Source organism: Sphingomonas sp. P4_G3, assembly GCF_056401105.1.
The window spans coordinates 683,514-708,793 of record NZ_JBFUJZ010000003.1; the positions used below are offsets into that span (position 1 = coordinate 683,514).

A 25,280-nucleotide genomic window follows, 5' to 3' on the forward strand; every position below is an offset into this window, starting at 1 on the left:
CCTCACCCTTCCGCCGCCTATGGCGGCTCCCTCCCTCTCCCAACGGGAGAGGGACCATGCCTACCCCCGACACGCCAGCGCCGCCGCATCGATCGCCGTAGCGGCGCCCGACAACGCATAGACATCGGCAAACGCCGACCCATCGCGCCCCAGCCCCTCCACACTCATCGACCGCCCGCTGCGCATCGCGGCGACGATCGCGGCGTCGGTGCGCGAATCGGGCGCCCAGGCGTCGTCGGTGCCGGCGACCAGATCGAACCGGCGCTCGCCGATCGACAGCGTCACGCGAGCATTGCCGGCGCGGCCGCGGCTGAGGCGGATATGGAGCTGGCTGCGGATATGCTGGCCGGGCCAGTTGGCGATGCTGGCGAAGCCGGCGCGATGGTCGGGATCGACCGGCTGCGCGATCGCGAAGCAGCGTCGCGGGCTCGGGTCGCTGAACGCGGCCCAGCGATTCCACACGCCGATCGTGTCGCGCGCTGTTGCCGGGGCGGCCGCGACCGTTGTTGCGATCAGCGCGATGGCAAGAACCGGCCGCCTCACACCGTTTCCCCGCCGCCGCCGAGATGGACGATCGTCTCGACGCCGCCTTCGATCATCACCAGCGATCCTTGCGGCAAATGGCCGGCGGCAGGCGCGCCGAAGCGGTCGACCCATGGCTGCCCGGTCATCACCCCGCGCATCACCCGGCTCGATATGCCGTGCATGATGACCAGCCGGTCGCCCGGATCGTCGTCGGTCTCCGCCAGCCAGGCCGACACGCGCTCGGCGATCTGCGGATAGAGTTCGCCATCGGGCGCGCTGATCAACAGGCCGCTCGGGCGGTCTACCACGTCGCCAACCTCGGCGATGACGTCCTGATAATAACGCCCGCCCCAGCTGCCCATGCCGATCTCGGTCAGCCGCGGATCGGTTCGCGCGTGATGCCAGTCGAGCCCGACATGCTCGGCGATCACCGCCAGCGTCTGCAGCGCGCGACCGGTCGGCGATGCCCATAGCGTCAGCGCGGGTTTGTCGCCCAAAAAATGGCGGAGCGCTTCGCCCATTTCGTCGGCCTGGCAGAATCCGGCGCGGGTCAGCGGGGTGTGCGGATGGTCGCCCTGCAACCGCCCGGCCGCGTTGAACACCGTCTCGCCGTGCCGCGCGATGAAGTCGCGTCCCCGCCTTGTAATCATCCCCCGCGCTTTCAACCCCCTGTGGCGCGAAAGCAACGGAATTCCTTGTTTATCTGAGGTTCATGCAACCTCTGGCGTCGCCACCTATTTGCCCCTTCCCGCGCCACCGACCCCCCGGTGCTCCGCGGGAATGTGAGTGAATGGAGTTATTTATGCGTAAGCTGATCCTTGCCACCGCCAGCCTCGCGGCGCTTGCCGTCGCCGTTCCCGCCTTCGCGCAGGATGGCCCTCCCAACCCGGATAGCGACACGACGTTCAGCGGTCCGCGCGCCGGCATCATCCTGGGCTATGACCGGATGCAGCCGGGCCAGGTGCCCAATTCGTCGATCGACGACAGCAACTCGGCGGACGGCCTGACCTATGGCGGCGATGTCGGTTACGACATCCGTTCCGGGAATCTGGTGTTCGGCGCCGAGGGCGAAGTGACCGGGTCGACCAGCAAGGTGACCAACAATCCGTCCGCAGCGGGGGCGCTGGGCTATGGACGGGTCAAGGCCGGTCGCGATCTCTATGCCGGCGCGCGCGTCGGCTATGTCGTCGCGCCGCGCACGATGATTTATGCCAAGGGCGGTTATACCAACCAGCGGCTCGATCTCGTCGCGTCGGACGGCACCACCGAAACCGGCCAGCATTTCAACCTGGACGGCTGGCGCGCGGGCGCCGGTGTCGAGCAATCGCTCGGCAGCAAGGCCTACGCCAAGGTCGAATATCGCTATTCCAACTATGGCAATGCCCGGCTGGAATATCCCAATGGCGGCAACACCAACAATTTCTCGGTCGATACCGACCGGCATCAGGTCGTCGCCGGGGTGGGTGTTCGCTTCTAAAGCGATTCATCCACAACAACAGGGGAAAACAGGGTGTGAAAGGAGGGTCGGGGCGCTTGCTCCGGCCCTTTTTCACGTTAAGGAAGACGGTAGGCGAATTGCCCCCGGATTCTCTCACGTCTGGCGGGTCGGAAAATCAGGGCACCGGCCCGGGGGTTAGGACATGAAGGCGACGATCGAACGCGCAACGCTCCTCAAGGGGCTGAGCCATGTGCAGTCGGTGGTCGAGCGCCGCAACACCATCCCGATTCTGTCGAACGTGCTGATCGAGGCGACGGCCGAGGGATCGCTCAAGCTGATGGCGACCGACCTCGACCTGCAGATCAACGAAAGCGTGCCCGCGGCGGTCGACACGCCGGGCGCGACCACCGTGTCGGCGCACACCTTGTTCGACATTGCGCGCAAATTGCCCGAGGGCAGCCAGGTCCAGCTCGCCGCGGCCGACGGCAAGATGACGATCGTCGCCGGGCGCGCGCGGTTCCAGCTCGGCACCTTGCCGCGCGACGACTTCCCGGTGATCGCCGAAGGCGAACTGCCGGTGCAGTTCGAGCTGCCGGCCGAGACGCTCAAGCAGATCATCGACAAGACGCGCTTCGCCATCTCGACCGAAGAGACGCGTTATTACCTCAACGGTATTTTCTGGCATGTCGCCGATGACGGCCAGCCGGTGCTCAAGGCGGCGGCCACCGACGGCCACCGCCTCGCCCGCGTCACCCTGCCGCGCCCCGACGGCGCCGAGGGCATGCCCGACATCATCATCCCGCGCAAATGCGTGGCGGAGCTGCGCAAGCTGCTCGACGAGATCGACGGCTCGGTCGGCGTGTCCTTGTCGTCGTCCAAGATTCGCTTCGACATGGGCCAGGCCCTGCTGACCTCGAAGCTGATCGACGGCACCTTCCCCGATTATTCGCGCGTCATCCCGACCGGCAACGACAAGATCCTCAGGATCGATCCGCGCAGCTTCGAGGAAGGCGTCGATCGCGTCTCGACCATCGCCACCGAAAAAACGCGCGCGGTCAAAATGACGCTCGACCGCGACAAGATCACCTTGTCGGTGACCAGCCCGGAAAACGGCACGGCGGCCGAGGAAGTCCCCGGCGATTACGCGGCGCAGGGCTTCGATATCGGCTTCAACAGCCGCTATCTGCTCGACATCCTCGGCCAGATCGAGGGCGACATGGTCGAAGTGCATCTGGCCGACGCCAGCGCGCCGACCCTGATCCGCGAGAACGACAAGTCGCCGGCGCTGTACGTGCTCATGCCGATGCGGGTGTGAGGCGGGAGCGGTAGAAGCGCGTTCTAATACCCCTCTCCCGCCTGCGGGAGAGGGAGGGGCCCGCCGCCGAAGGCGGTGGGAGGGTGAGGGTCTTCTTCCTTCTTTCTTCTTCTAGCGACGGGCTAACAGAAGACCCTCACCGCTGCGACTAATTCGCTTCGCTCATAAGTCTCGCTCCTCTCCCGCAAGCGGGAGAGGCTGGCCCGGTTGCGCCCTTTCGGGCATCAACGATATTGTCATCGACGCGGCGCATAAGGGGATCGGCACCGGCTTGACTCCGCGTGCCGCTTCACTTACTTACATGAGTGTCAGTAAGGAATCACCCGATGCCCGCAAAGCTCCCTCCCTTTCCCGGCACTACCGGCAAGCGTGACTGGAAGACCGCGTTCAGCTCGATCAGGAAGCTGCTCGCCAATGGCGATGACACGACGCAGGTGTTCAAGATCATGCGCGCCTTGAACGTCGGCAATGCGCCGATGAACTATGCGCGCTTCATCGCCACCGAAGAGGGCGGGCGGATGGCCTATGAGCGGATCGAGCTCGCGCAGCTGCTCTCTCAGCCCGGCTATGCCAAGCAATTCGCGCCGGGCACGGTCGGCGCGGCGTACAACCATTTCCTCGAATCGACCGGCTATTCGGCCGACGGTCTGGCCGAGGTCAGCAAGGTCAACCGCGAGGAAGACATGCCGCATCCTTATGCCTGGTTCGGGCGGCGGGTACGCGACACGCACGATATCTGGCACGTGCTGACCGGCTACAAGGCCGACGAAAGCATGGGCGAAGCGGCATTGGTCGCGTTCAGCTATGCGCAGGTCGGCGGGCTCGGCTGGGCGTTCATCGGCGGCGCGGCGGCGCTCAAGAGCCTCAAGGTCACCGGCAATTCGCTGTTCGCGAAGGCAGTGTGGGAAGGCTATAAGCGCGGCAAGAAGGCCAAGTGGATCTCCGGCGAGGATTATCTGCAGCTGCTGCACGAGCCGCTCGACGCGGCGCGCAAGCGGCTCGGGCTCGACGAGCCGGTCGCCTATCTGAAGGCACAGCGCGAATTGGGCGAAGAGATGGCCTCCTATCTCAGCGCGAAGAACCAGCAATCGGGCGCGGCGGAACCCGCCAAGCTGGCGGCCTAACCCAAAACTCCGCTGCTCCGCGGACGCATCGCTCTCGCGGAAAACCGGTACCCACTTTTCCGCGCGATGCTTTAGGGACAGGCGCGATGCTGTCGCGCCTGATCCTCACCGATTTCAGGAATCATGCCGAAGCCGTGCTCCACCCGGGGCGCGGCTTCGTCGTGCTGACCGGCGAGAATGGCGCGGGCAAGACCAACGTGCTGGAGGCGGTGTCGCTGCTCGCGCCGGGACGCGGACTGCGGCGGGCTGCGTTGAGTGATATGGCGCGTCAGGGAGGAAGAGGCGGATTTGGGGTGGCGACGACATTAAAGCCCCTCCCCTTCAGGAGAGGGGTTGGGGTGGGGGACGCGGGCGTCGACCTCTGCGAGGCATCCCCCACCCCCAACCCCTCCCCTGAAGGGGAGGGGCTAATAGAGATCGGCACCGGCACCCTGCCCTCGGCCCCCGAACGCCGCATCGTGCGCATCAACGGCGCCACCACGGCGGCCACGGCGCTGGCGGAATGGCTGACCGTACTGTGGCTCACGCCGGCGATGGACCGGTTGTTCGTCGAGCCCGCCGGCGAGCGGCGGCGCTTCCTCGATCGGCTGACCCTGGCGATGCGTCCCGACCATGCCCAGCACGCCAATCGCTACGAAGCGGCGATGCGCGCGCGCAACCGCGTGCTCGCCGACGCCAAGGACCATGGGCATCCCGATCCGCACTGGCTGACCGCGCTCGAGGCGCAAATGGCCGAGCATGGCGGGGCGATCGATGCCGGGCGGCGCGAGACGGTCGCGGCGTTGGCGGAGCGCTTGGCCTATCAACCCCAGGGGCCTTTCGCGCGTGCCGGCCTGACGCTCGAAGGATGGAGCGGCGCCGACACGCTCGCCGCCGACCTGGCGCAAGGCCGCCGGCGCGATGCCGCGGCGGGCCGCACGCTCGTCGGGCCGCATCGCAGCGACTTGATGGTGACGCATCTCGACAAGGATCAGCCCGCCTCGCTCTGTTCGACCGGCGAGCAGAAGGCGTTGCTGCTCGGGCTGGTGCTCGCGCATGCCGAACTCGTCGCCGACCGCGTCGGCCGCGCGCCAATCCTGCTGCTCGACGAGGTCGCCGCGCATCTCGATCCGGTCCGCCGGGCCGCCTTGTTCGATCGGCTCGCGGCAACCGGCAGCCAGGTCTGGATCACCGGCACCGAACGCGCGCCGTTCGACGACATCGGCGCGGCATCCTGGTTCATCGTCGCCGATGGAACGGTTTCGACCGCCTGAACGTCCCCTGTCCGTGCGCCTAAGGCCGGGTTCAGTCCCGCGCCGCTAGCCCATGTCGATGACACAGGGAGAATAGTCATGAAGATGTTGTTTGCCGCTGCGACCGCTTTGGTTGCGATTGCCACCCCCGCTATCGCGCAGGACCGCTGGGATTGGTCGGGCGGGCGTCCCGACGGCCCCGATTTCCGCATCGCCGGCCCCGGCGTGCGCATCCTCTATCCGGAACTGCGCGAATCGCGCCGCGGACGTGCCTTCGTGATGCGCAATTTCGACCGCAATCACGACCGTTTCCTGACCATCTTCGAGGCGCGTGAGGCCAACCGCGCGTTCGCGCGGATCGCCGGCCCGCGCCGCGGCGGGTTCGACTGGGAGTCGCGCGATCGTGGCTATGTCGTGGAAGAGCGCGGCGGCCGCGGCGGTGGCTGGGATCGCGGCGCGATGCACGGTTACGGCTTCCGCCAGACCGCGCGGGGCGCGACGATGCGGCTCGACGAGGACGTGCTGTTCGCCACCGACAGCGACGTGTTGCGCCCCGGCGCGATCGACAAATTGCGTCCGCTGGCAAGCTATCTGCGCGACAATCCCGGGGTCCGCGTGGCGATCGACGGCTACACCGATTCGCGCGGCAGCGATGCGCACAACCAGGACCTGTCCGAACGGCGCGCGGCGAGCGTCCGCGGCGCGTTCGATGCGATGGGCGTGACTCGCGCGCGCTTCTCGGTCACGGGACATGGCGAGCGCGATCCCATCGCGACCAACGCCACGGTGGCGGGAATGCGGCTCAATCGCCGGGTCGAAGTGACCCTGTTGGGCCGACGCGCCAGCGAATTCTGATGCGAAAGGCCGGCACGCGACCCGCGTGCCGGCCCTCGCCAGAACGGGTGCTCCTGCCCGAGCGGGAGCCCGGATCGCACGGACAGCAATTGTGATCCTGGGCTCCTTCTCTTGCAGGAGCACCAATTTTCAGCTTGCCGCCGCTACCCGATTGGCGTGGGCATAGATCACTTGCCATTTGCCGCCGCGCTTCGCCCAGATGTCGGAAAAGCGGATGCGGACCGAATAGGGCTTGCCCTCGGACGTGCCCTTCATCGTCACCGCGCCGCCCAGCACCGCGCCATCGGCCCAGACCTTGATCACCTGATCGTCGATCGCGAATGGCTCCATCGTGAAGCCCTTGGCGGTATAGTCGGCAATAAACTGCGCCTTGTCCTCGCGCTTGTCCTGGCTGTTGACCAACAGATAATCGTCGGCGAGCAGGCGCTTGAGCGCCTCGCCATCGCTCTTGACCTGGGCGAGGTCGAACTCCGCCGCCGCCTTGGCAAGATCGGCCGGAACACCCGGATAGGTCGGCATCGGCTGCGCGGCCGGTGCGTCCGCCGTGGCAGGTGCCGACACCATGAGCGCGGCGGCGATTGCGATCCACTTCATTGCTCTCCCTCCCTATTTCTTGGCGACTATAGCGATCGCAACAAGGGCCACATACCCTCTCCCGCACGCGGGAGAGGGCTTATGCTCGACACGCGCCGCTGGCGCCTATTACCACTCAACCCAGCGTATCGTAGAGCCGCAAGATCCAGCTGAGATCGTAAGCCAGGTAGAGCGCCGCGAACAGCAAGTGGAAGCGGCGGTTGCCGGTCCAGGCGGCGATTGCGCACAAGACGATGCCGGCCGCGATCCGCGCCGGATATTCGGGGCCGAGCGCGCGGAAATGATCCGCGCCCTTGATCGCGGTGTCGATCAGGTCGGCGGCGAAGGTCGCGGCGAACAGCCCGAAGAACCAGCGCCGCCGCGACAGGAAATAGGCTTCGTAGGTGTCGTGCTCGGCAAGATCGCCCGGAAACAACAGGCAGGCGAGCACGAACCAGAGAAAGGCGTAGAGCAGCAGGAACACGAACAGCTCGAACCGCCACGCGCCGAGCGAGATCAGCGCGAACTCCCACCACCAGAAATGGACGATCGAGAGCAGGATCACCGCGACCCACAACAAGTGCGTCGCCGACACCGGATTGCGCCCGGGATGCTCGACCATCCGCGCCAGTCCCGACAGGATTCGGGTGAGCCCGAGCCCCAGCACGACGCCCACCAGCACGCGGACGTGAAGGTAGAGTTCATGCGGATCGGGCGGCTGGGCCATGCCGGATGGGATCATTCCCGGCGGCCATTTGCAAGGGGCGCGATTGGACCTTCGCGTGTCGCCATTTTGCTTCCGTTTTCGGGGGCGAATCCCTATATGCTCGCTATGGCAACACCCCCTCAGACTTCAGATTACGGCGCCGATTCGATCAAGGTCCTCAAAGGCCTCGACGCCGTCCGCAAACGCCCCGGCATGTATATCGGCGACACCGACGATGGGTCGGGTCTCCACCACATGGTGTTCGAGGTTTCCGACAACGCGATCGACGAGGCGTTGGCCGGTCATTGCGACCGGGTCGACATCTCGCTCAACCCCGACGGATCGGTCAGCGTCACCGATAATGGCCGCGGCATCCCGACCGGCATCCATGCCGAGGAAGGCGTGTCGGCGGCCGAGGTCATCATGACCCAGCTCCATGCCGGCGGTAAGTTCGAGAACACGTCGGACGACAATGCCTACAAGGTCTCCGGCGGGCTGCACGGCGTCGGCGTGTCGGTGGTCAACGCGCTCAGCGAATGGCTCGATCTGACGATCTGGCGCGACGGCGAGGAGCATTACATGCGCTTCGCCCATGGCGACGCGGTCGCCCCGCTCAAGGTCGTCGGCAAGGCGGCGGAAGGCCAGAAGGGCACGCGCGTCACGTTCCTGCCCTCGCCGTCCACTTTCAAGATCACCGAATTCGATTTCGAGAAGCTCGAACATCGCTATCGCGAGCTGGCCTTCCTCAATTCGGGCGTGCGGCTGTTCCTGACCGATGCGCGGCACGAAGAGCCCAAGACGATCGAGCTCTATTACGAAGGCGGCATCGCCGCGTTCGTGAAGTATCTCGATCGCACCAAGGCGCCGCTCTTCCCGGAACCGATCGCGATCTCCGGCCAGCGCGACGATATCGGCATCGACGTCGCGCTCGAATGGAATGATTCCTATTACGAGAACGTCCTGTGCTTCACCAACAACATCCCGCAGCGTGACGGCGGCACCCATCTGGCCGCGTTCCGCTCGGCGCTGACGCGCACGCTCAATGCCTATGCCGAGAAATCGGGGCAGATGAAGAAGGAAAAGGTCAGCCTGACCGGCGACGATATGCGCGAAGGCCTGACCGCGATCGTCTCGGTGAAACTGCCCGATCCCAAGTTCAGCTCGCAGACCAAGGACAAGCTCGTCTCGTCTGAAGTGCGCCAGCCGCTCGAAAGCCTGCTCGCCGACAAGATGGCCGAATGGCTCGAGGAAAATCCGGCCAATGCGCGCCAGATCATCCAGAAGGTGATCGACGCCGCCGCCGCGCGCGAAGCCGCACGCAAGGCGCGTGAGGCGAGCCGCAAGTCGGTACTCGGCATCTCCAGCCTGCCCGGCAAGCTCGCCGACTGCCAGGAAAAGGACCCGGCCAAGTCCGAACTGTTCCTGGTCGAGGGCGATTCGGCCGGCGGATCGGCCAAGCAGGGCCGCGACCGCCATTTCCAGGCGATCCTCCCCTTGCGCGGCAAGATCCTCAACGTCGAACGCGCGCGGTTCGACCGCATGCTGTCGTCGCGCGAGATCGGGACATTGATCCAGGCGATGGGCACCGGCATCGGGCGCGACGACTTCAACCTGGAGAAATTGCGCTATCACAAGGTCGTGATCATGACCGACGCCGATGTCGACGGCGCGCATATCCGTACCCTGCTGCTGACCTTCTTCTATCGCCAGATGCCCGAGATCATCACCGGCGGGCACCTCTTCATCGCCCAGCCGCCGCTCTACAAAGCGACGCGCGGGCGGTCCGAAGTGTATCTGAAGGATGAGGCCGCGCTGGAGGAATATCTGGTCGCCGCGGGCGTCGCCTCGAGCTCGCTCGACGGTGTCGGCACCGGCACTGCGCTGCGCGCTTTGGTCGATCATTCGCGCCGCATGCGATCGCTGATGCGCTTCGTGCCGCGGCGCTACGATCCCAGCATCATCGAGGCGCTGGCGATGGACGGCGTGTTCGATCCCGAAGCCAGCACCGCGCAGCGCGCGGAGCGGCTGCAGGCGACCACCATCAAGCTCGACGGCGGCGATCCCGAAGCGACCTGGACGGCGCAATTGACCGACGAAGGCTCGCTCCATTTCCAGCGACTGTGGCGCGGCGTCACCGATCATCATGTGATCGAGGCGGCGTTCCTGGTCTCGGCCGAAGCGCGCAAGCTGCACGGCCTGGCGGCCGAGCAGGTCGACAGCTACGGCAGCGCGGTCAAGCTGGTGCCGAGCAAGGCGCAGGCCGCGGCGACAGCTGCCGAGGAAGCCGCCGCCGAGGTCGACGAGGATGAGGATCTGCCGGTCGTTGTGGGCAAGGGCGAGTCGCTGATCGCGCGGCCGTCACAATTGCTCGAGGCGATCCTGGCGGCGGGACGCAAGGGTCTGTCGATCCAGCGCTACAAGGGGCTGGGCGAGATGAACCCCGAGCAATTGTGGGAAACCACGCTCGACCCGACCAACCGCTCGATGCTGCGCGTCGCGGTCGACCAGGCCGATGTCGCCGATGAGATCTTCACCCGCTTGATGGGCGACGTGGTCGAGCCGCGCCGCGAATTCATCCAGGAGAATGCGTTGAGCGTCGCCAATCTCGACGTGTGACGCGCGACGGTGTTGGGCGACCAAAAACATTGCGAATTGGGCCCAATAGATTGCGAGTTTGGGCCCAAATAGCCGCGCATTCCCTGGTTCCCGCCAGCAGCCTTGATGCGCTTGCCGCATTTGGAGCTGACTAGAGTCTTTTTCAGCTTTGCTGAATCGGTGCCGGCCCACAACACGCGCCGTTCGTGCGCCAGGCGGTGCATCCAGTAGGCAGCAAGGTCGTTGGCCAGGAACAGAAAGAACAACGACAACCACGTGTACGGCATGTCGAAGATCCGATCCCGATATACCGCTGCCATAACCGCGCCGTTGAGCGGCCCGACAGTTGATCGGGGCCTTGCTATCGGATGGTCGTCACGATCGTTGTCACCGATTCCGGCGCGGCGGTAAGGCGGGCGCCGGGTTTCGACGCGACCCGCACGGCCTTGTGTGCGGCATCGGTCACGATGATCTCTCGCACCGTCGCGTGGGGCAGCGCAATCGTCAGCGCGCGTTCATATGGGCCCGGATTCACGTGAACCAGCACCATCGTTCGGCCGTCCGGCGTCAGCGCACCGATCGTGTCGGCGTCGTCCACCGGGATAAGGCGGTAGCCGGGCCGGATGTGCCGGCTGAACATCGCCATCGCCCAATATTTGGCGGTGATATGGATCGGGTGCGGCGCCTGCGGTGCGGCACGCAAGTCCATCTTGATCAGGCCCCAGTTGGAGCCGGGCGCACCGTTGCGGGCACTGAGGGTCTCCACCGCCTGCCAGAAGACCCAGGCGGAGGGCTCCAACCGTTTTAGATCGTGGATCACATGTTCGGCAAAGGCCAGCGCCGAAGGCATGCCGTCGAAATCCTCGGGCTCCTTTTCCAGAGGAGTGTCGTTCTCGCTCATCCACAGGCGAATGCCGGAGACGCGCGCGATATCGCGCACCGCGGTCTGGTGGACGGTGCCATAGCTGTGGACATTGAGCTGGCCGATGCGCGCGCGTGTAGCCGGCGGATACCCTGCCCAATCGCGAACGAAGAGGTGCGAGTTGGTTTCGTCGGGGGCAGCGATCGTCGTCTTCAGCCCCTGATCCGCCAACGCCACCGCCGTGGCGTCGATCATCGCCGCCTGGCGCCCGGGGCTCCAATGCGCCCCTTCCTGTGTGTTCGCGGCGAACCAGTAATCGGTATTCGGCTCGTTGACCGGCGACAGCGTGCGGAACGTGATGTGGTGGCGCCGCTGCAACTCGCTTACGACGCGGGCAAGATATGTGGCGAACGGCCCCTCCTGTCCGGGACGCAGGTTCTCGTTGGTTCCTTTTTCCGCGCCGGATACCCGCCCGCTGACCGTCATGAACCAGGGCGGCGAATTGGAGAAGGCTTCGAAGATGGGCGCCCGGACGCGCGAGCGGATCGCATCGAGCCACCAGCGCTGGTTGGCGTCGGCCGACCAGTCCCACATCGCGGGATCGTCTGGCTGCCACCACGCATTCCCAATCGTGCCTGCCGGCTGTCGCCAAAAGCCCGGCACCGCGGCGCCTGGGCGAAGATAGGGCGCCGTCGCCGCCGCGTTGCCGCCGCCGATATTGTAGCGTGCGATAGTCCAGTCGAGGCCCTCAGGCCCATAGAATAAATCGGCCAGCCGCTCGCGCGTCGCGTCGGGGTAGCCGCCGGTAACCTCGGCGAACCACGCAAGCGCTGTGCCCCAGCCTTCGAAGACCGGTCCGGGACGCTCAATCGCGGGCCGGATAGTGATCGCGACCTCCGGGGACGCCGCCTGGGCCGACGTTGCCAGAGCCGCGATCGCGGCGAGGGTCGCGCGGATCAGGCGGGACCGGCCTACCAGGGGCCGGCATCTGGTGTGGGCAGGCGGTGCGTCAGTCCGCTGCATCGACCCTAACCGGAAAGCACCATGCCAACGCGTACCCATCGGTATCTCCTCAGCCTCGGCGCGATTGTCATCCGATCCGGGCAGTGTCTGTGCCTGATGCCGATCGTCGCGTTTTCTGCCCGGCCCGCCGCTCATTTGTAGGACTATAAAGATTCAGTCGTGCCGCATCAATGCGGCAGGGCGACCGTTTGGCACGATTATCTGCGCAATGAGAACTCGGTATCCTCCTGCGCTTGATCGATCAGGGCGATCGTCGCATCGCGCGCGCCGGGCGCATCCCCCTCCGCAATCGCGTCGAACAGGCGGCGATGTTGCGGCATCGAATCGCTTGGCTGACGGGTTTGCCGATGCTTGTAGATCGTCGTCCAGCGCACTGCAGCGCCGATCGTGCCGGCGAGACTGATGAGCAGTTCGTTGCCTGTCGCCTCCAGGATGATGTTGTGGAAACTCTGGTCGGCGGCCTGGCCGACCACGCTGGCCAGCCCGTGTTCCTGCATCTGTTCAAGAGCATGGCCCATCCGCGAAAGGTGTCGGGGCGTGCGCAGGGTGGCGGCCAGTTCGGCTGCGGCTGGCTCGATAATCATACGTAAATAGAATAGGTTGTGGACAAACCCAGCCGGAGGCTCGCCTTCGAACATCCAGGCCAGGAGATCGGGATCGAGCAGATTCCAGGACGATCTGTCTCGGATGCGTGTGCCAGCCTTGGGCTTGCTTTCGAGCAGCCCCTTGGCGGAGAGCATGCGGAGCGCCTCCCGCACCAGACCGCGCGAAACGCCCCGGTGTTCGGCGATCTCATGCTCGGCGGGCAGGAACGATCCTGGGGCATGTTGCCCTGTCACGATTGCAATGCCCAGTTCGCGTGCCAATTGGGCATGCGTCGGTCCCCGCCGGTGTTCGTCAGTCAATCGCCATCCCTTCGCGACGCACCCCCAGGCTCTTTTTGGAACCGCGCCGGCAATGCGCACGATAGCAAAATATTGCCTCTTGTCCTACAATAGCTCGGCGATTATTAAGTCGGACAATTGATCGGGACGGATGGGGAATGGTCTCCTGCGATGCCGACAATGTGGGGAAGGATGTATGATTCCGCTTCGCAATCGCCTGCTGGTCGGCGCGTCGCTCGCCGCAATCGGCATGGTCGCTGTGGCACAGTCCGCAATCGCACAAACCAGCACGGCGCCGGCCGTTGCCGCACCGGAGAAGGATGCGGCGGCGGGGAGCGAGATCGTCGTCACGGGCGTGCGCGCAAGTCTACGCTCGGCCCAGGCGACCAAGCGCAATTCGGATCAGATCGTCGATTCGGTCAACGCGCAGGATATCGGCAAGCTGCCCGACGCCAACACCGTCGAGGCGCTGCAGCGGATCACCGGCGTCCAGATCCAGCGCCGCTATGGCGAGGGCGCGACCGATTTCGACCATCGTACCCAACCCGCCATTACCGTTCGTGGCCTGACGCAAGTCAGCAACTTCATCGACGGACGCGCCGCGATCTCGGCATCTGGCGGCCGAACGCTCGATCTCGAGGCGACCCCACCCGAGCTGCTCGCAGGCATCGACGTCTTCAAGAATCCGCCCGCCAGCACAATCGAGGGCGATATCGCGGGCGTCGTAAACATCCGCACGCGACTGCCGTTCGACGCTCCCGGGCAGCTCGTCAGCGCGACCCTGAAAGGCAATTATTACGATCGCGCCGACAAGTTCGGCGGGTCGGGCTCATTGCTGTACAGCAATCGCTTCGAGACGGGCCTTGGCGAAATGGGCATCCTGCTCAATGCCACCTATGCGCGTAGCTCCTATCGCCAGGACGCGATCCTGATCGGCGCGTTTGGCCCGATCCCAACCGGAATCACGATTCCCGGCGCGCCCGCCAATGCGCAGGTCCCGTTCGGCGAACAGATCTATGACGATGGTGGCGATCGCAAGCGCTTCGGCATCGCCGGCGCCTTCCAATGGCAGGCGAGCAGCAATCTGCTCATCACGGCGCAGGCCCTCTTCTCGCGATATAAGTTTTTCCGCCAGGGCAAATATTTCTACTATAATAACAATGGTAATCCCACCACGACACCACTCAACGGGGCGGCGTTCACCTTCGATTCTGCGGGCTATGCCACCTCGGGCTCGCTCGCCAACCAGGTCTTCGAGTCGGCGCGATTCGATCAGGATCTGACCAACGACACGGGCAATTACACGCTCAATGCGAAATGGGATGTCACCGATCGGCTCCATGCTCGATTCGACGCGCAATATCTGAAGTCGTCCTACGATGCCGATCGCAACGGCTTCGTGATTTCGCTGTACGACCAGACCGGGCAAACACCCTATACGGCGAACAATCAAAGCATCGTCGATTTCGATTTGCGTGGTTCGCGACCGGTGTGGAACGTACGCAATCCGGGCTTACTGTCGAACCCTGCGAACTACGCCTTCACCTACATGGCGGATTCATTGCAACGGAACGACGCGAAGCAAGTGGCGCTGCAATCCGACCTCGAATATGACGTTGAGGGCGGCCTGCTGCAGAAATTGCGGGTCGGCGCGCGCTATGCGGAAAGCTCGATCGATCTTCGTGGCACCTGGAATGCCTTCTGCCTCCTGCCGTCAGGGCCGAACCCCAGTTGCTCCGCGCCTGCGGGCACGGCATTCGTCCCGGTGTCGGCGCATCCCGAGTTGGCGCTCGCGGGTCCAACGCCGAACTTCTTCGATGGGAGGACGCTGACGGGCGGAATTCTATATCCCGGCTTCTCGACCGGCAGCGGACTGTTCGACAGTCTCACCAAGACCGAAGCATTGTTCGGCGCCACGCCCAAGACTGCGTTCACCGCAGGCGACCTCAACCACCAGACCGAAAACACGCTCGCCGGCTATGTCATGGCGGATTACGCGACCGCACTCGGCGGGCTGAAAATCGATGGCACCGTGGGCGTGCGCGTGGTGCGCACCTCTACCGGCTCGCGTGGTACGGTGTTCAACAGCGACGGGACGCTGGTCCCACTCGAAGTCAGTCGCGATTATGTGAAGGCACTGCCCAGCTTCAACCTGCGGGCGCACCTGACCGACAAGCTTCAGATGCGTCTGGCCTTCAGCAAATCATTCGCCCGGCCGAATTTTGATCAGATGTCGACGAACGTTACGCTCAACCCCGCCACCCAGGTCAGTCCAATCACCGGACGACCGAGTGGCGGATCGGGCAATCCGTTCCTGAACCCGATCACCTCGACCAACTATGACGCGACGATCGAATGGTATTTCGCGCCCACGGGCTCGGTAACGCTCGGTGCGTTTTACAAGACTGTGGATGGGTTCCTCGCCGGTGGCACCGTCGTGCGTCGCTTCAACGGTATCGACTATGACATTGGAACCACGGTCAACACGGGCAGTGGCAAAATCAAGGGCTTCGAGGCAGCCTACCAGCAATTCTTCGACTTCCTGCCGGGCCTGCTGAGCGGGTTCGGTATCCAGGCGAACTACACATATGTCGACAGCAACGTCACCAACCCGTTCGCGACCGCGGGTAGCAATATCCCGACCCAGGTGCCGCTCGAGAAACTGTCGAAGCACAGCTACAACCTTGTCGGGCTTTACGAGAAGGGGCCCATTACAGCCCGTCTCGCCTGGAGCTGGCGCGGAAAATATCTCGATACAACCTACGGCAGCGGCGCGAACGGTATCCCGCAGTTCCAGAAGCCCTATGCCTCGCTCGACAGTTCGATCAGCTTCAACCTGAACAAGCATCTCGCAATATCGGTCGATGCCGTGAACATCACCAACCGGATGAACGTGACCTATATCGGCACGCCGAGCCAGCCATTGCAGTACACGCTGAATGACCGTCGGTTCGGTTTCTCGATCCGCGCGACCTATTGATCCCCGACCGCCGGCGTGGTGTTTCCTCCGACCACGCCGGCGATCCTTTAGGGGACGAGTGACATGACGATGCAAAGGGGCGGCGAGTGCCGGCAGTTGGCAGCATGAATCGGCCGCTGCGCAGCATCGCGATCGTCGGTGGCGGCACTGCCGGCTGGATGGCGGCGGCCGCGCTCGCGCGGGTGCTCGGCACCAGCGACGTCGCGATCACCTTGGTTGAATCCGAGGAGATCGGGACGGTTGGTGTCGGCGAGGCCACGATCCCGCCGATCCAAGCGTTTAATGCGCTGCTCGGCATTGATGAAGACGTGTTCGTCAAGGCAACCATGGGCAGCTTCAAACTCGGCATCGAATTCGTCGACTGGCTGCGGCCGGGCTCGCGCTATTTCCATCCGTTCGGCTTCTACGGCACCGATCTCGGCGCGGTGCCGTTCGAGGGGCTTTGGCAGCGATTGCGGTCGAACGGCGCGGCTGAGGCGCTCGACGCCTACTCGATCTGCGCCGCGGCGGCGCGGCAGGGGCGGTTCATGCGCCCGCTCTCCGATGGCGGCAACACCCCCCTTCACCGCATCGGCTATGCCTTTCACTTCGACGCATCGCTCTACGCCCGCTTTCTGCGCACCCATGCCGAGGCAGCCGGCGTGGTCCGGCACGAAGGACGGGTCGTCGACGTCGCGCTGCGCGGGAACGACGGCTTCATCGAGGCGGTCACCCTGTCGTCGGGCGAACGCATCGCGGCGGAATTGTTCATCGACTGCTCGGGTTTCCGGGCGCTCCTGCTCGGCGACGCGTTGCAGACCGGCTTCGAGGATTGGTCACACTGGCTGCCCAACGACCGGGCCGTCGCAGTGCCGAGCACGAATGTGGGTGCACCAACGCCCAATACGCGCGCGACCGCGCGGCCGGCCGGCTGGCAATGGCGCATTCCGCTCCAGCATCGCACCGGTAACGGTTACGTCTTCGCGAGCGGGCATGTGTCCGAGGACGAGGCGACCGCGACGTTGCTTGCCAATCTGGAGGGCGAGGCACTGGGCGACCCGCGGGTGCTGAGCTTCCGCGCGGGGCGGCGGGACGCCTTCTGGGTAAAGAACTGTGTCGCCCTGGGTCTCGCCAGTGGCTTTCTCGAACCGCTCGAATCCACCAGCATCCATCTGATCCAGGCCGGGATCGCCCGTTTGCTGGAGATGATGCCGACCCGGGCATTCGAGCCCGCCGATACTCGCCGCTACAACCGGCTGATGATCGCGGAATATGAAAGCATTCGCGATTTCATCATTCTCCATTTTCACGCCACCGAACGCGCCGACACACCCTATTGGGATCATGTCCGCAGCATGCCGGTGCCGGAAACGCTCGCCGAACGGATCCGGATCTACCGCGCCACGGGACGGGTCTTCCGCGAGGCCGACGAGCTCTTCTCCAAAACTAGCTGGCTGGCGGTGATGGATGGGCAGGGCCTTCGCGCGAAGGGCTTCGATCCGCTGGCCGGCGCGCTGCCGGAGGAAGAAGCGCGCGTGCGGATGGCGCGCATTGCCGCGGTGACTGCGGCTGCCGCGCGGCGGATGCCGCGGCACGAGGATTTCATCGCGCAGCATTGCAATGCGATGGCTGCGTAGCAGCGTCGGGACGGCATCGTTTGAAGCAAGGGGCGGCGCCGCCGCGGACAGGGAGATGGCTGTGAAGGTTTCGAGGATTCTGATCGGCGCTATCGCACTTGGCCTGGCAACCGGCGCACTGGCTGGAGACGAGCCGCGGGTGCAGCCGGTCCAAGTCGATCCGGCGCGCCCCGACTGGGAGAATCCGGCGGTCTTCGCGCGGAATAAACTGCCGGCTCATGCGACGGGTTTCCCCTTCGAGAGCCGCACCGCGGCGCTATCCGGCGACCGGACCCGATCGACGCGCTTCCTGAGCCTCGACGGCCAGTGGAAATTCGCGCTGTCGCCCTCGTCGGACTCGGTCCCCGCCGGATTCGAGCAGCCGGGTTTCGATGTCTCCTCCTGGGCCAACATCAAGGTGCCCGCCGACTGGCAGGCGGAGGGATATGATCAGCCGCGCTATAACAACATCACCTATCCGTTCCCGGCGAACCGTCCGCTGATCCCGCATGCGACCAATCCTGTCGGCTCCTATCGCCGCGACGTCACCCTGCCGGCAGGGTGGGCGGGGCAGGATGTAATCCTGCACATCGGCGCGGCCGGGTCCGCTTATGAAGTCTGGGTCAACGGTGCGAAAATCGGTTATTCCGAGGATTCGAAGCTGCCGAGCGAGTTTGACGTCACGCGCTTCGTCAAACCGGGCCGGAATGTCGTCGCCATCCAGATCCACCGCTGGTCGGACGGCTCCTATCTCGAGGACCAGGACTTCTGGCGCGTTTCTGGCATCGAGCGCGAGGTGTTCCTGATGGCGGTGCCTCGGGCGCGGGTGCGCGACATCTTCGTGCATGCCGGGCTCGATGCGGCCTATCGCGACGGCACGCTGTCGACCGAGGTCACCGTCACTCCCGCGACCGCGGCGATGACCGCACGGATCACGCTGCTCGACGGCGACCGCACGCTCCTCGTGCGCGCGATGCGCGTTGCTCCGAGCAGTGCCGAACGCACCGTCACGCTCGCGGCAACCGTACCCGGGGTGAAGCCGTGGTCGGCTGAATCGCCCAATCTCTACACGCTGCTGGTCGAACTGGTCGGGGCTGACGGCAACGTCGTCCAGGCAACGCCGCAGCGGATCGGCTTCCGCACGGTCGAAATGAAAAACGGCCTAGTCACCATCAACGGCAAGCCCATCGTGATCCGCGGCGTCAACCGCCATGAGCATGATCCCGAGACCTTCCACGTTGTTTCCGAAGCTTCGATGCGCCGCGATATCGAACTGATGAAGCGCAACAATATCAATGCGGTGCGGACGTCGCATTATCCCAATGACCCGCGCTGGTACGCGCTGGCGGACGAATATGGCCTCTATGTGATGGACGAGGCCAATATCGAGAGCCACGGTTATATGGATTATGCGAACAAGCATCCAGACCGGCGCGCCGAACTCCAGATCGGGTTCGATCCCGCATGGAAGGACGCACATGTCAGCCGCGTCACCAACATGGTCGAACGCGACAAGAACCATCCCTCGATCATCTTCTGGTCGATGGGCAACGAGGCGGGGATCGGGCCAAATTTCGCCGCCGCGGCCGCGGCCGCGAAAGCGCGCGATCCGGGCCGCCTCGTCAGCTATCTCGGTTGGGGCACCTGGGACGGCATCCACGATCATCGACCCAACTGGTATGCCGATATCTACGCGCCGATGTACGACAGCGCGGAGAAGATGGCCGACTATGCGACCAACTGGAACTTCAAGCAGCCGCTGATCCAGTGCGAATATTCCCACATGATGGGGAATTCCGGCGGTAATCTGAAAGACTATTGGGATGTGATCTACGCGCATCCCGACAAATTGCAGGGGGGCTTCATCTGGGACTGGGTCGACCAGTCGATGTATCGCTATACCAAGGACGGTCGGCGCTATTGGGGCGATGGCAGCGAATACGGGCCGAACCCGGGTGGGGAGATCGAGTTCGGCGATGGCCTCAACCAGTCCGACCGAACGCCCAATCCGGCACTCTACGAGGTGCGCAAGGTTTATGCGCCGATTCAGTTCGAGGCGTTCGACGCCGCAACCGGGCGCGTGATGGTGCGCAACCGCCACGATTTCCGCGACCTTTCGGGGTTCGCGTTCGAATGGGAGGTCATCGAGGACGGCGTGGCCGTCGCGCACGGCGCATTGCCGCCGATGACCACAGCGGCCCATGCCACCCAGGCTGTGACGCTGCCGATCGGTCCGATCGTGCGCAAGCCGGGCGCCGAATATTTCGTGACGATCCGCGCCCGCGCCCGCGACGGGGCAATCCCGCTGGTTCCGGCTGGGCATATCGTCGGCTGGGAGCAGTTCGCGCTGAACGCCACCGCCTCCGTTCCGCCCGCGACGCCCGCCGGGCGGGCTGCCGTGGCGGTAAAGGAGGCGGATGGCGCGATCACGCTTTCGGCCGGTACCGCAACCCTCGTGATCGATCGCAACAGCGGACTGGTTCGGCGCTATGCGCGGGACGGTGTCCTGCTCGCCAGCGGCGGCGCGCCGCATTTCTGGCGCGCGGTGACCGACAACGATATCGGCATCGGCACCGAGGTTCAGCTCAAGCCATGGAAGGCGATGAGCGAGACGCGCACCGTGCGCGGGGTTTCGACAGAGCGTTTCAAAGACGGCGGCGTCGCGGTACGGCTCGACTATGGCCTGGGCGATGGCGCTGCGCGCTTCGTCACCACCTATACGATGGCGGACGACGGCAGTGTTGCAGTGGTAGGCAAACTGACTCCGCTGCGTCAGGATATTCCGCCGCCGTTCCGGGTGGGGTTGGCCTTCGCGATGCCAACCGACATCGATACGCTCGAATGGTATGGGCGCGGCCCGCACGAAAGCTATGTCGATCGCAAGACCTCGGCGCCGATCGGTCTATGGCGTGGGGCGATCGCCGCGCAGAACCATGATTATATCCGCCCGCAGGAGACCGGCAACAAGGTCGATGTGCGCTGGATGGAGCTAAGCGGCGCCGGGCGCGGGCTGCGTGTCAGCGGCGATGCGCCGCTGATGATCAACGCGCTGGCGTTTCCGTATGCCGATCTCGACCGGCATGTGCCTGGTACGTGGAAGAGCACCGACGTCATACCGCACGGTCAGGTGACGCTGTTGATCGACGGCGCGCAATGGGGCGTCGGCGGGGACACTCAGTGGAGCGAGGTCGGCAAGCCGCTTGCCAAATACCGCGTCCCCCTGGCGCCGATCCGGTTCGCCTTCCGCCTCACGCCCTTTGCGGGCGCGGGGACGACCCCCGAGAAGGCATTGCCGGCCAGCGCGACCGGCGAGGAATGAGGGCTTACTCCGGCGCGCGCGGTAGCGCGCCGGGTTTCGCGCGACGCAGTTCAGGCCGTCCCGGGCAAACCTTGACGGCGGCGTTCGTCGCGGCGACGGCCTACCATATCCCATGCCCCGAAAGCATGGCGCCGGGGGCAGGTTGAGATGGATGACGCGCGACATTTCCGAAAATTCAGAACGCGGTGCCAAGCCGTATCTGCTACGAAAATCCGCTTTCCGACTGGAGATACAGCCTATATTACCGCTGCCTCGGAACGCTTTGTATCGGCGAGAGGATCTTGAAGCCGCACTGGAACACGTCGGAAATATGGTCTTCAAGAATAGGCGGCCTTTTGGGTAGGTGGCCAACGGAATGAGGGTTCTATTGCGGCTAACAATGGCAGCCTTTGGGGACCACGGTTCGACGCGCAGGGAGTGGCCGGTTACGAAATCTTTTGGGTCACCCGACGCGCGACGGTCATTGAACCGTCGCCGGACAGGTCTAGATCATGGGCGTAACGATAATCGTTGAAGGAGAGGATCGATGCGCTTTGGGGTGATGTTGGCGGCGGCAGCCGCAATCGCTGTGCCGATTGGTGTGGTGGCGAAATCGGACGTGTCGCCCGTGATCGCCAAGGCGCTGGCCGATCCGGCGCGCGCCGACCAGGCAGGCGACGATGCGCGCCGGCATGCCGCGGAGGTTGTCGCCTTTTCAGGCGTGAAACCGGGCTGGCAAGTGGTCGATTTTCTGCCGGGCCAGGGCTATTGGACACGCATCTTCACCGGCGCGGTCGGGCCGAGCGGCCATGTCTATGCTTTGTGGCCGAGCGCGGCCGGGGATCGCGCCAAGGCGACGGTCGATGCGCTCAACGGCCGCAAGCTGAGCAATGTCACCGCCGCGGTCGACGCCGGGCTGATCACGGTCGACAAGCCGGTCGACCTCGTCTGGACCGTGCAGAATTATCACGATCTGCCCAATGACGGGCGCGGCGAGCCCGCGCTCAACGCATTCAACGCCGCCGTGTTCAAGGCGCTCAAGCCCGGCGGTACCTATGTCGTGATCGACCATGTCGCGCCGGCGGGCAGCGGCCTGACCGATACCGGAACGCTCCACCGCATCGATCCCGCGATCGTCAAGAAGCAGGTGCTTGCCGCCGGCTTTACCTTTGCCGGCGAATCGAAGGCGCTGGCCAATCCCAAGGACGATCACAGTCTCAAGGTGTTCGATCCCAAGATCCGCGGCGTCACCGACCAGTTCGTCTACAAATTCCGGAAGCCGCTCAAGTGATCCGGGCCGGGTTGGCGGTGCTGCTGGGCGCCGCCGCGCTCGGTGGCTGCACCCAGAAATGGGACACCGGCAATACCGCCACCGCGGACACGCGGCTGGCGCGTGACGTCGCGCTCGATGCGCGGCGCCACGGCCCGGAGATCGCTACCTTTGCCGGGGTGAAATCCGGCGACAAGGTGATCGATCTGATCCCGGGCGGCGGCTATTGGACGCGCACCTTTGCCCGCATCGTCGGGCCATCGGGGCATGTCTACGGCATCTGGCCGCAGCCTTATGCGGCGGAAGCCGGCAGCGACGTCAAACGCTATGCGGCGGCCGCCGGCACGCCCGCTTTCGCCAATGTCTCGGCGAGCACCCAGCCGGCGACCAGCCTGACCGCGCCCGAAAAGGTCGACCTGGTCTTCACCTCGCAAAATTATCACGATTATCCCGACAAGTTCATGGGCTCGATCGACCCTGCCGTCCTCAACAAGGCAGTGTTCGACGCGCTCAAGCCGGGCGGCATCTATCTGATCATCGATCATGCCGCCGCACCGGGATCGGGCATGCGTGACACCGATACGCTGCACCGAATCGACCCGGCGATCGTCAAGAAACAGGTGACCGCGGCAGGATTCGTGTTCGACGGCGAGTCGAAGCTGCTGGCCAATGCCGGCGACGATCACACCAAGCCGGTGTTCGACCAGTCAATCCGCAGGCATACGGACCAGTTCATCTACAAGTTTCACAGGCCCTAGCCCCCACCGTCACCCCGGGCTTGTCCCGGGGTCCAACGAGAGGCGAGCGTGAGAACCCCTCCCGCTTGCGGGAGGGGCTAGGGGAGGGCGTGTCGGTAACGACCCCGACGGAAATCGGACAAGCCCTCCCCCGACCCCTCCCGCAAGCGGGAGGGGAGAAGAAGGCGATCGGCTCGAATTCGAGCTCGACGTCACCATCCGGTGGGGTTCCGGGTTTACTCGCGCTCGCCCCGCAACGGCCGGCTGAGCAGCGCGCCGATCACATCGCCGACCGGCGCGCCGTCGAGCAAAGCACACACCGCTTCGGTCACCGGCATGTCGACCCCGGCCTCGGCCGCCGCTTCGCGCAGCACCGGGGCGGTGAAGGCGCCCTCGGCCACCGTCCGCCGGTCGCTCAGCAATTCCCTCGCCGACCGCCCTTCGCCAAGGCCGACGCCGAGCGAGAAATTGCGGCTGCTGGTCGACGAGCACGTCAGCACCAAATCGCCCAGCCCCGACAGGCCGGCCATCGTCTCCGCCCGAGCGCCGCGCGCCATCCCGAACCGCGTCATCTCGGCAAAACCACGCGCGATCAGCGCGGCGCGGGCATTCTGCCCCAGCCCCGCGCCCTCGACTACGCCGCAGCCAATCGCCAGCACATTCTTGACCGCCCCGCCAATCTCCGCGCCGATGACGTCGTCCGACGCGTAGGTCCGGAAGGTGGGAAGCCCGATCAACTCGGCGAGACTCGCGGCCAGATCGAGGTCTTCAGCCGCCAACGTAACCGCCGTGGGAAGGCCGGCGGCGACTTCATGCGCGAACGTGGGGCCAGACAGGACCGCGATCGGCGATCCATCGATCACTTCCGCGGCGACCTCATGGAGCAGCTTGAAGGTGCCGGCCTCAATGCCCTTGGAGCAAAGGATCAATGCCTGCGCGTTGCGCGGCATGTCGTCGAGTACTGACCGCATATGCTGGGCGGGGGTGACCACGAACACCACTTCCGCTTCCGCTACCCAGGTGATGTCGGCGTTGGCGCAAATGCTGGGTGAAAGAGGGACGTTCGGCAGGAACGCCGGGTTGAAGTGCGTGCTGTTGATCGCCTCGATCACCTCGGGTTCGCGTGCCCAGAGACGTACTTCGCGGTCACTCGACGCTGCGACCTGTGCGAGCGCCGTACCCCACGCACCGCCGCCGAGAACGCCAATCACTCTTCCGCTCACGCTTTCACTCCTGCCCCACGCACCTTTTCCGCGTCCGGGTCGAGCGGCCAGCGCGGGCGCGCGGCGATGTCGAGCGGGTCGGTCAGGCCCGCCGCGAAGCGCTCGGCCCCGGCCCAGGCGATCATCGCGGCATTGTCGGTACACAGCCATTGCGGCGGCACGCTGAACGGCAGCGCATAATCGCCCGCCAGCGATTCGAGCGCGGCGCGCACCGCAGTGTTAGCCGCAACCCCGCCGGCAACGACCAACGCGGTCGCGTCGGTATCGCCCAATTGCCGCCGGGTGCGGTCGACCAGGCAATCGACCGCGGCTTGCTGGAAGCTCGCGGCGATGTCCTCGACGCGCCACTGCCCGGTGTCGTGCGCGCGCAGCACCGCGCTCTTCAGCCCGGCGAACGAGAAATGCGGCTCGGCCGATCCGAGCAGCGGGCGCGGCAAGGGCACGATGTCCTGGCCGATCGCGGCGGCACGCTCGACCGCGGGGCCGCCGGGAAAGCCGAGGCCGAGGATCTTGGCGGTCTTGTCGAACGCCTCGCCCGCGGCATCGTCGATCGTGGTGGCGAGGCGGCGATAACGCCCGACGCCTTCGACCAGCAGCAATTGGCAATGCCCGCCCGAGACGAGCAGCAGCAGATAAGGGAAATCGAGATCGTGATCGGCGAGCCGCGGGCTCAGCGCATGGCCTTCGAGATGGTTGACCGCGACCAGCGGCTTGCCCGCGGCGTGCGCCAGCGCCTTGCCGGTGACCAGCCCGACCATCACTCCGCCGATCAGCCCGGGGCCTGCGGTCGCGGCGACTGCATCGACTTGCGACAGCGTCACGCCGGCTTCCGCCAGCGCGGCTTCGATCAGGGGTTCGAGCGCCTCGACATGCGCACGCGCGGCGATTTCCGGCACCACGCCGCCATAAGGGCGGTGCGCGGCTTCCTGTCCGGCCAATTTGTGCGCCAGGATGCGGCGGTCGCTGGTCACCAACGCCGCCGCGGTCTCGTCGCACGAGGATTCGAGGCCAAGGATGAGAGTCATCATATGTCTCTAACGGTTCG

The 25,280-nt window shown here is 65.1% G+C and carries 19 protein-coding genes; 11 read left to right on the forward strand and 8 right to left on the reverse strand.

The window, feature by feature from the left end; translation table 11 throughout:
- Positions 1-60: 60 nt before the first annotated feature.
- Complete coding sequence (locus tag AC1DQQ_RS11500) at positions 61-543, reverse strand: hypothetical protein (RefSeq protein WP_478041388.1); 483 nt, start codon at positions 541-543, stop codon at positions 61-63.
- Positions 540-1,175, reverse strand: coding sequence for a histidine phosphatase family protein (locus tag AC1DQQ_RS11505; RefSeq protein WP_478041387.1), 636 nt, complete (start codon positions 1,173-1,175; stop codon positions 540-542). The genes AC1DQQ_RS11500 and AC1DQQ_RS11505 overlap by 4 nt, the downstream gene beginning before the upstream one ends.
- A 152-nt stretch (positions 1,176-1,327) precedes the next feature.
- Here AC1DQQ_RS11505 and AC1DQQ_RS11510 point away from each other — a divergent pair, with 152 nt between their 5' ends.
- The 5 genes from AC1DQQ_RS11510 to AC1DQQ_RS11530 all read left to right on the forward strand — a co-directional run bounded on the left by AC1DQQ_RS11510 (position 1,328) and on the right by AC1DQQ_RS11530 (position 6,489).
- Positions 1,328-2,002: an outer membrane protein gene (locus AC1DQQ_RS11510; RefSeq protein ID WP_478041386.1), complete on the forward strand. Its 675-nt coding sequence runs from the start codon at positions 1,328-1,330 to the stop codon at positions 2,000-2,002.
- A gap of 163 nt (positions 2,003-2,165) precedes the next feature.
- Entirely contained in the window at positions 2,166-3,278 is a 1,113-nt protein-coding gene (gene dnaN, locus AC1DQQ_RS11515) for a DNA polymerase III subunit beta (RefSeq protein ID WP_478033156.1), read from the forward strand.
- Positions 3,279-3,604: 326 nt separating this feature from the next.
- Positions 3,605-4,402, forward strand: coding sequence for a Coq4 family protein (locus tag AC1DQQ_RS11520; protein ID WP_478033155.1), 798 nt, complete (start codon positions 3,605-3,607; stop codon positions 4,400-4,402).
- Positions 4,403-4,488: 86 nt separating this feature from the next.
- Positions 4,489-5,655 (forward strand): DNA replication/repair protein RecF, encoded by a 1,167-nt coding sequence (gene recF / locus AC1DQQ_RS11525; protein WP_478041384.1) that lies wholly within the window; start codon positions 4,489-4,491, stop codon positions 5,653-5,655.
- Positions 5,656-5,733: 78 nt separating this feature from the next.
- A complete protein-coding gene (locus AC1DQQ_RS11530; RefSeq protein WP_478041383.1) occupies positions 5,734-6,489 on the forward strand; it encodes an OmpA family protein in 756 nt (251 codons plus the stop codon).
- Between the two features lie 129 nt (positions 6,490-6,618).
- Here the strand turns inward: AC1DQQ_RS11530 and AC1DQQ_RS11535 are convergent, their stop codons facing one another.
- Both AC1DQQ_RS11535 and AC1DQQ_RS11540 read right to left on the reverse strand, forming a co-directional pair.
- Positions 6,619-7,083, reverse strand: coding sequence for a nuclear transport factor 2 family protein (locus tag AC1DQQ_RS11535; protein ID WP_478045236.1), 465 nt, complete (start codon positions 7,081-7,083; stop codon positions 6,619-6,621).
- A 115-nt stretch (positions 7,084-7,198) separates the two neighbouring features.
- The gene (locus tag AC1DQQ_RS11540) at positions 7,199-7,789 is read right to left on the reverse strand and encodes a hypothetical protein (protein ID WP_478041381.1); all 591 of its coding nucleotides are present in this window, start codon (positions 7,787-7,789) and stop codon (positions 7,199-7,201) included.
- Between the two features lie 105 nt (positions 7,790-7,894).
- On the opposite strand from AC1DQQ_RS11540, the gene gyrB reads away from it, so the two are divergent.
- On the forward strand, positions 7,895-10,384 hold the full coding sequence (gene gyrB / locus AC1DQQ_RS11545; protein ID WP_478041380.1) for a DNA topoisomerase (ATP-hydrolyzing) subunit B: 2,490 nt from the start codon (positions 7,895-7,897) through the stop codon (positions 10,382-10,384).
- A 340-nt stretch (positions 10,385-10,724) separates the two neighbouring features.
- On the opposite strand, the gene AC1DQQ_RS11550 is transcribed toward gyrB, so the two are convergent.
- Positions 10,725-12,287, reverse strand: coding sequence for a glycoside hydrolase (locus tag AC1DQQ_RS11550; protein ID WP_478032291.1), 1,563 nt, complete (start codon positions 12,285-12,287; stop codon positions 10,725-10,727).
- 158 nt (positions 12,288-12,445) lie between these two features.
- Positions 12,446-13,153, reverse strand: coding sequence for a FadR/GntR family transcriptional regulator (locus tag AC1DQQ_RS11555; RefSeq protein ID WP_478032293.1), 708 nt, complete (start codon positions 13,151-13,153; stop codon positions 12,446-12,448).
- A 175-nt stretch (positions 13,154-13,328) separates the two neighbouring features.
- Between AC1DQQ_RS11555 and AC1DQQ_RS11560 the strand changes: the two genes are divergently transcribed.
- The 5 genes from AC1DQQ_RS11560 (at position 13,329) to AC1DQQ_RS11580 (ending at position 23,033) form a co-directional block, all read left to right on the forward strand.
- Complete coding sequence (locus AC1DQQ_RS11560) at positions 13,329-16,112, forward strand: TonB-dependent receptor (RefSeq protein WP_478032294.1); 2,784 nt, start codon at positions 13,329-13,331, stop codon at positions 16,110-16,112.
- A gap of 104 nt (positions 16,113-16,216) precedes the next feature.
- Positions 16,217-17,728, forward strand: coding sequence for a tryptophan halogenase family protein (locus AC1DQQ_RS11565; protein WP_478041379.1), 1,512 nt, complete (start codon positions 16,217-16,219; stop codon positions 17,726-17,728).
- Positions 17,729-17,783: 55 nt separating this feature from the next.
- Positions 17,784-21,026 (forward strand): glycoside hydrolase family 2 TIM barrel-domain containing protein, encoded by a 3,243-nt coding sequence (locus tag AC1DQQ_RS11570; RefSeq protein WP_478045238.1) that lies wholly within the window; start codon positions 17,784-17,786, stop codon positions 21,024-21,026.
- A gap of 526 nt (positions 21,027-21,552) precedes the next feature.
- Positions 21,553-22,296, forward strand: coding sequence for a class I SAM-dependent methyltransferase (locus AC1DQQ_RS11575; RefSeq protein WP_478045240.1), 744 nt, complete (start codon positions 21,553-21,555; stop codon positions 22,294-22,296).
- Positions 22,293-23,033 carry a class I SAM-dependent methyltransferase gene (locus tag AC1DQQ_RS11580; RefSeq protein WP_478045242.1) on the forward strand — a complete coding sequence of 247 codons (741 nt, stop codon included), beginning with the start codon at positions 22,293-22,295 and terminating at the stop codon, positions 23,031-23,033. The genes AC1DQQ_RS11575 and AC1DQQ_RS11580 overlap by 4 nt, the downstream gene beginning before the upstream one ends.
- 215 nt (positions 23,034-23,248) lie before the next feature.
- Here the strand turns inward: AC1DQQ_RS11580 and AC1DQQ_RS11585 are convergent, their stop codons facing one another.
- Together AC1DQQ_RS11585 and tsaD are read right to left on the reverse strand one after the other, a co-directional pair.
- Complete coding sequence (locus AC1DQQ_RS11585) at positions 23,249-24,235, reverse strand: NAD(P)H-dependent glycerol-3-phosphate dehydrogenase (RefSeq protein WP_478045244.1); 987 nt, start codon at positions 24,233-24,235, stop codon at positions 23,249-23,251.
- Positions 24,232-25,260 (reverse strand): tRNA (adenosine(37)-N6)-threonylcarbamoyltransferase complex transferase subunit TsaD, encoded by a 1,029-nt coding sequence (gene tsaD / locus AC1DQQ_RS11590; RefSeq protein WP_478045245.1) that lies wholly within the window; start codon positions 25,258-25,260, stop codon positions 24,232-24,234. The genes AC1DQQ_RS11585 and tsaD overlap by 4 nt, the downstream gene beginning before the upstream one ends.
- Positions 25,261-25,280 lie beyond the last annotated feature (20 nt).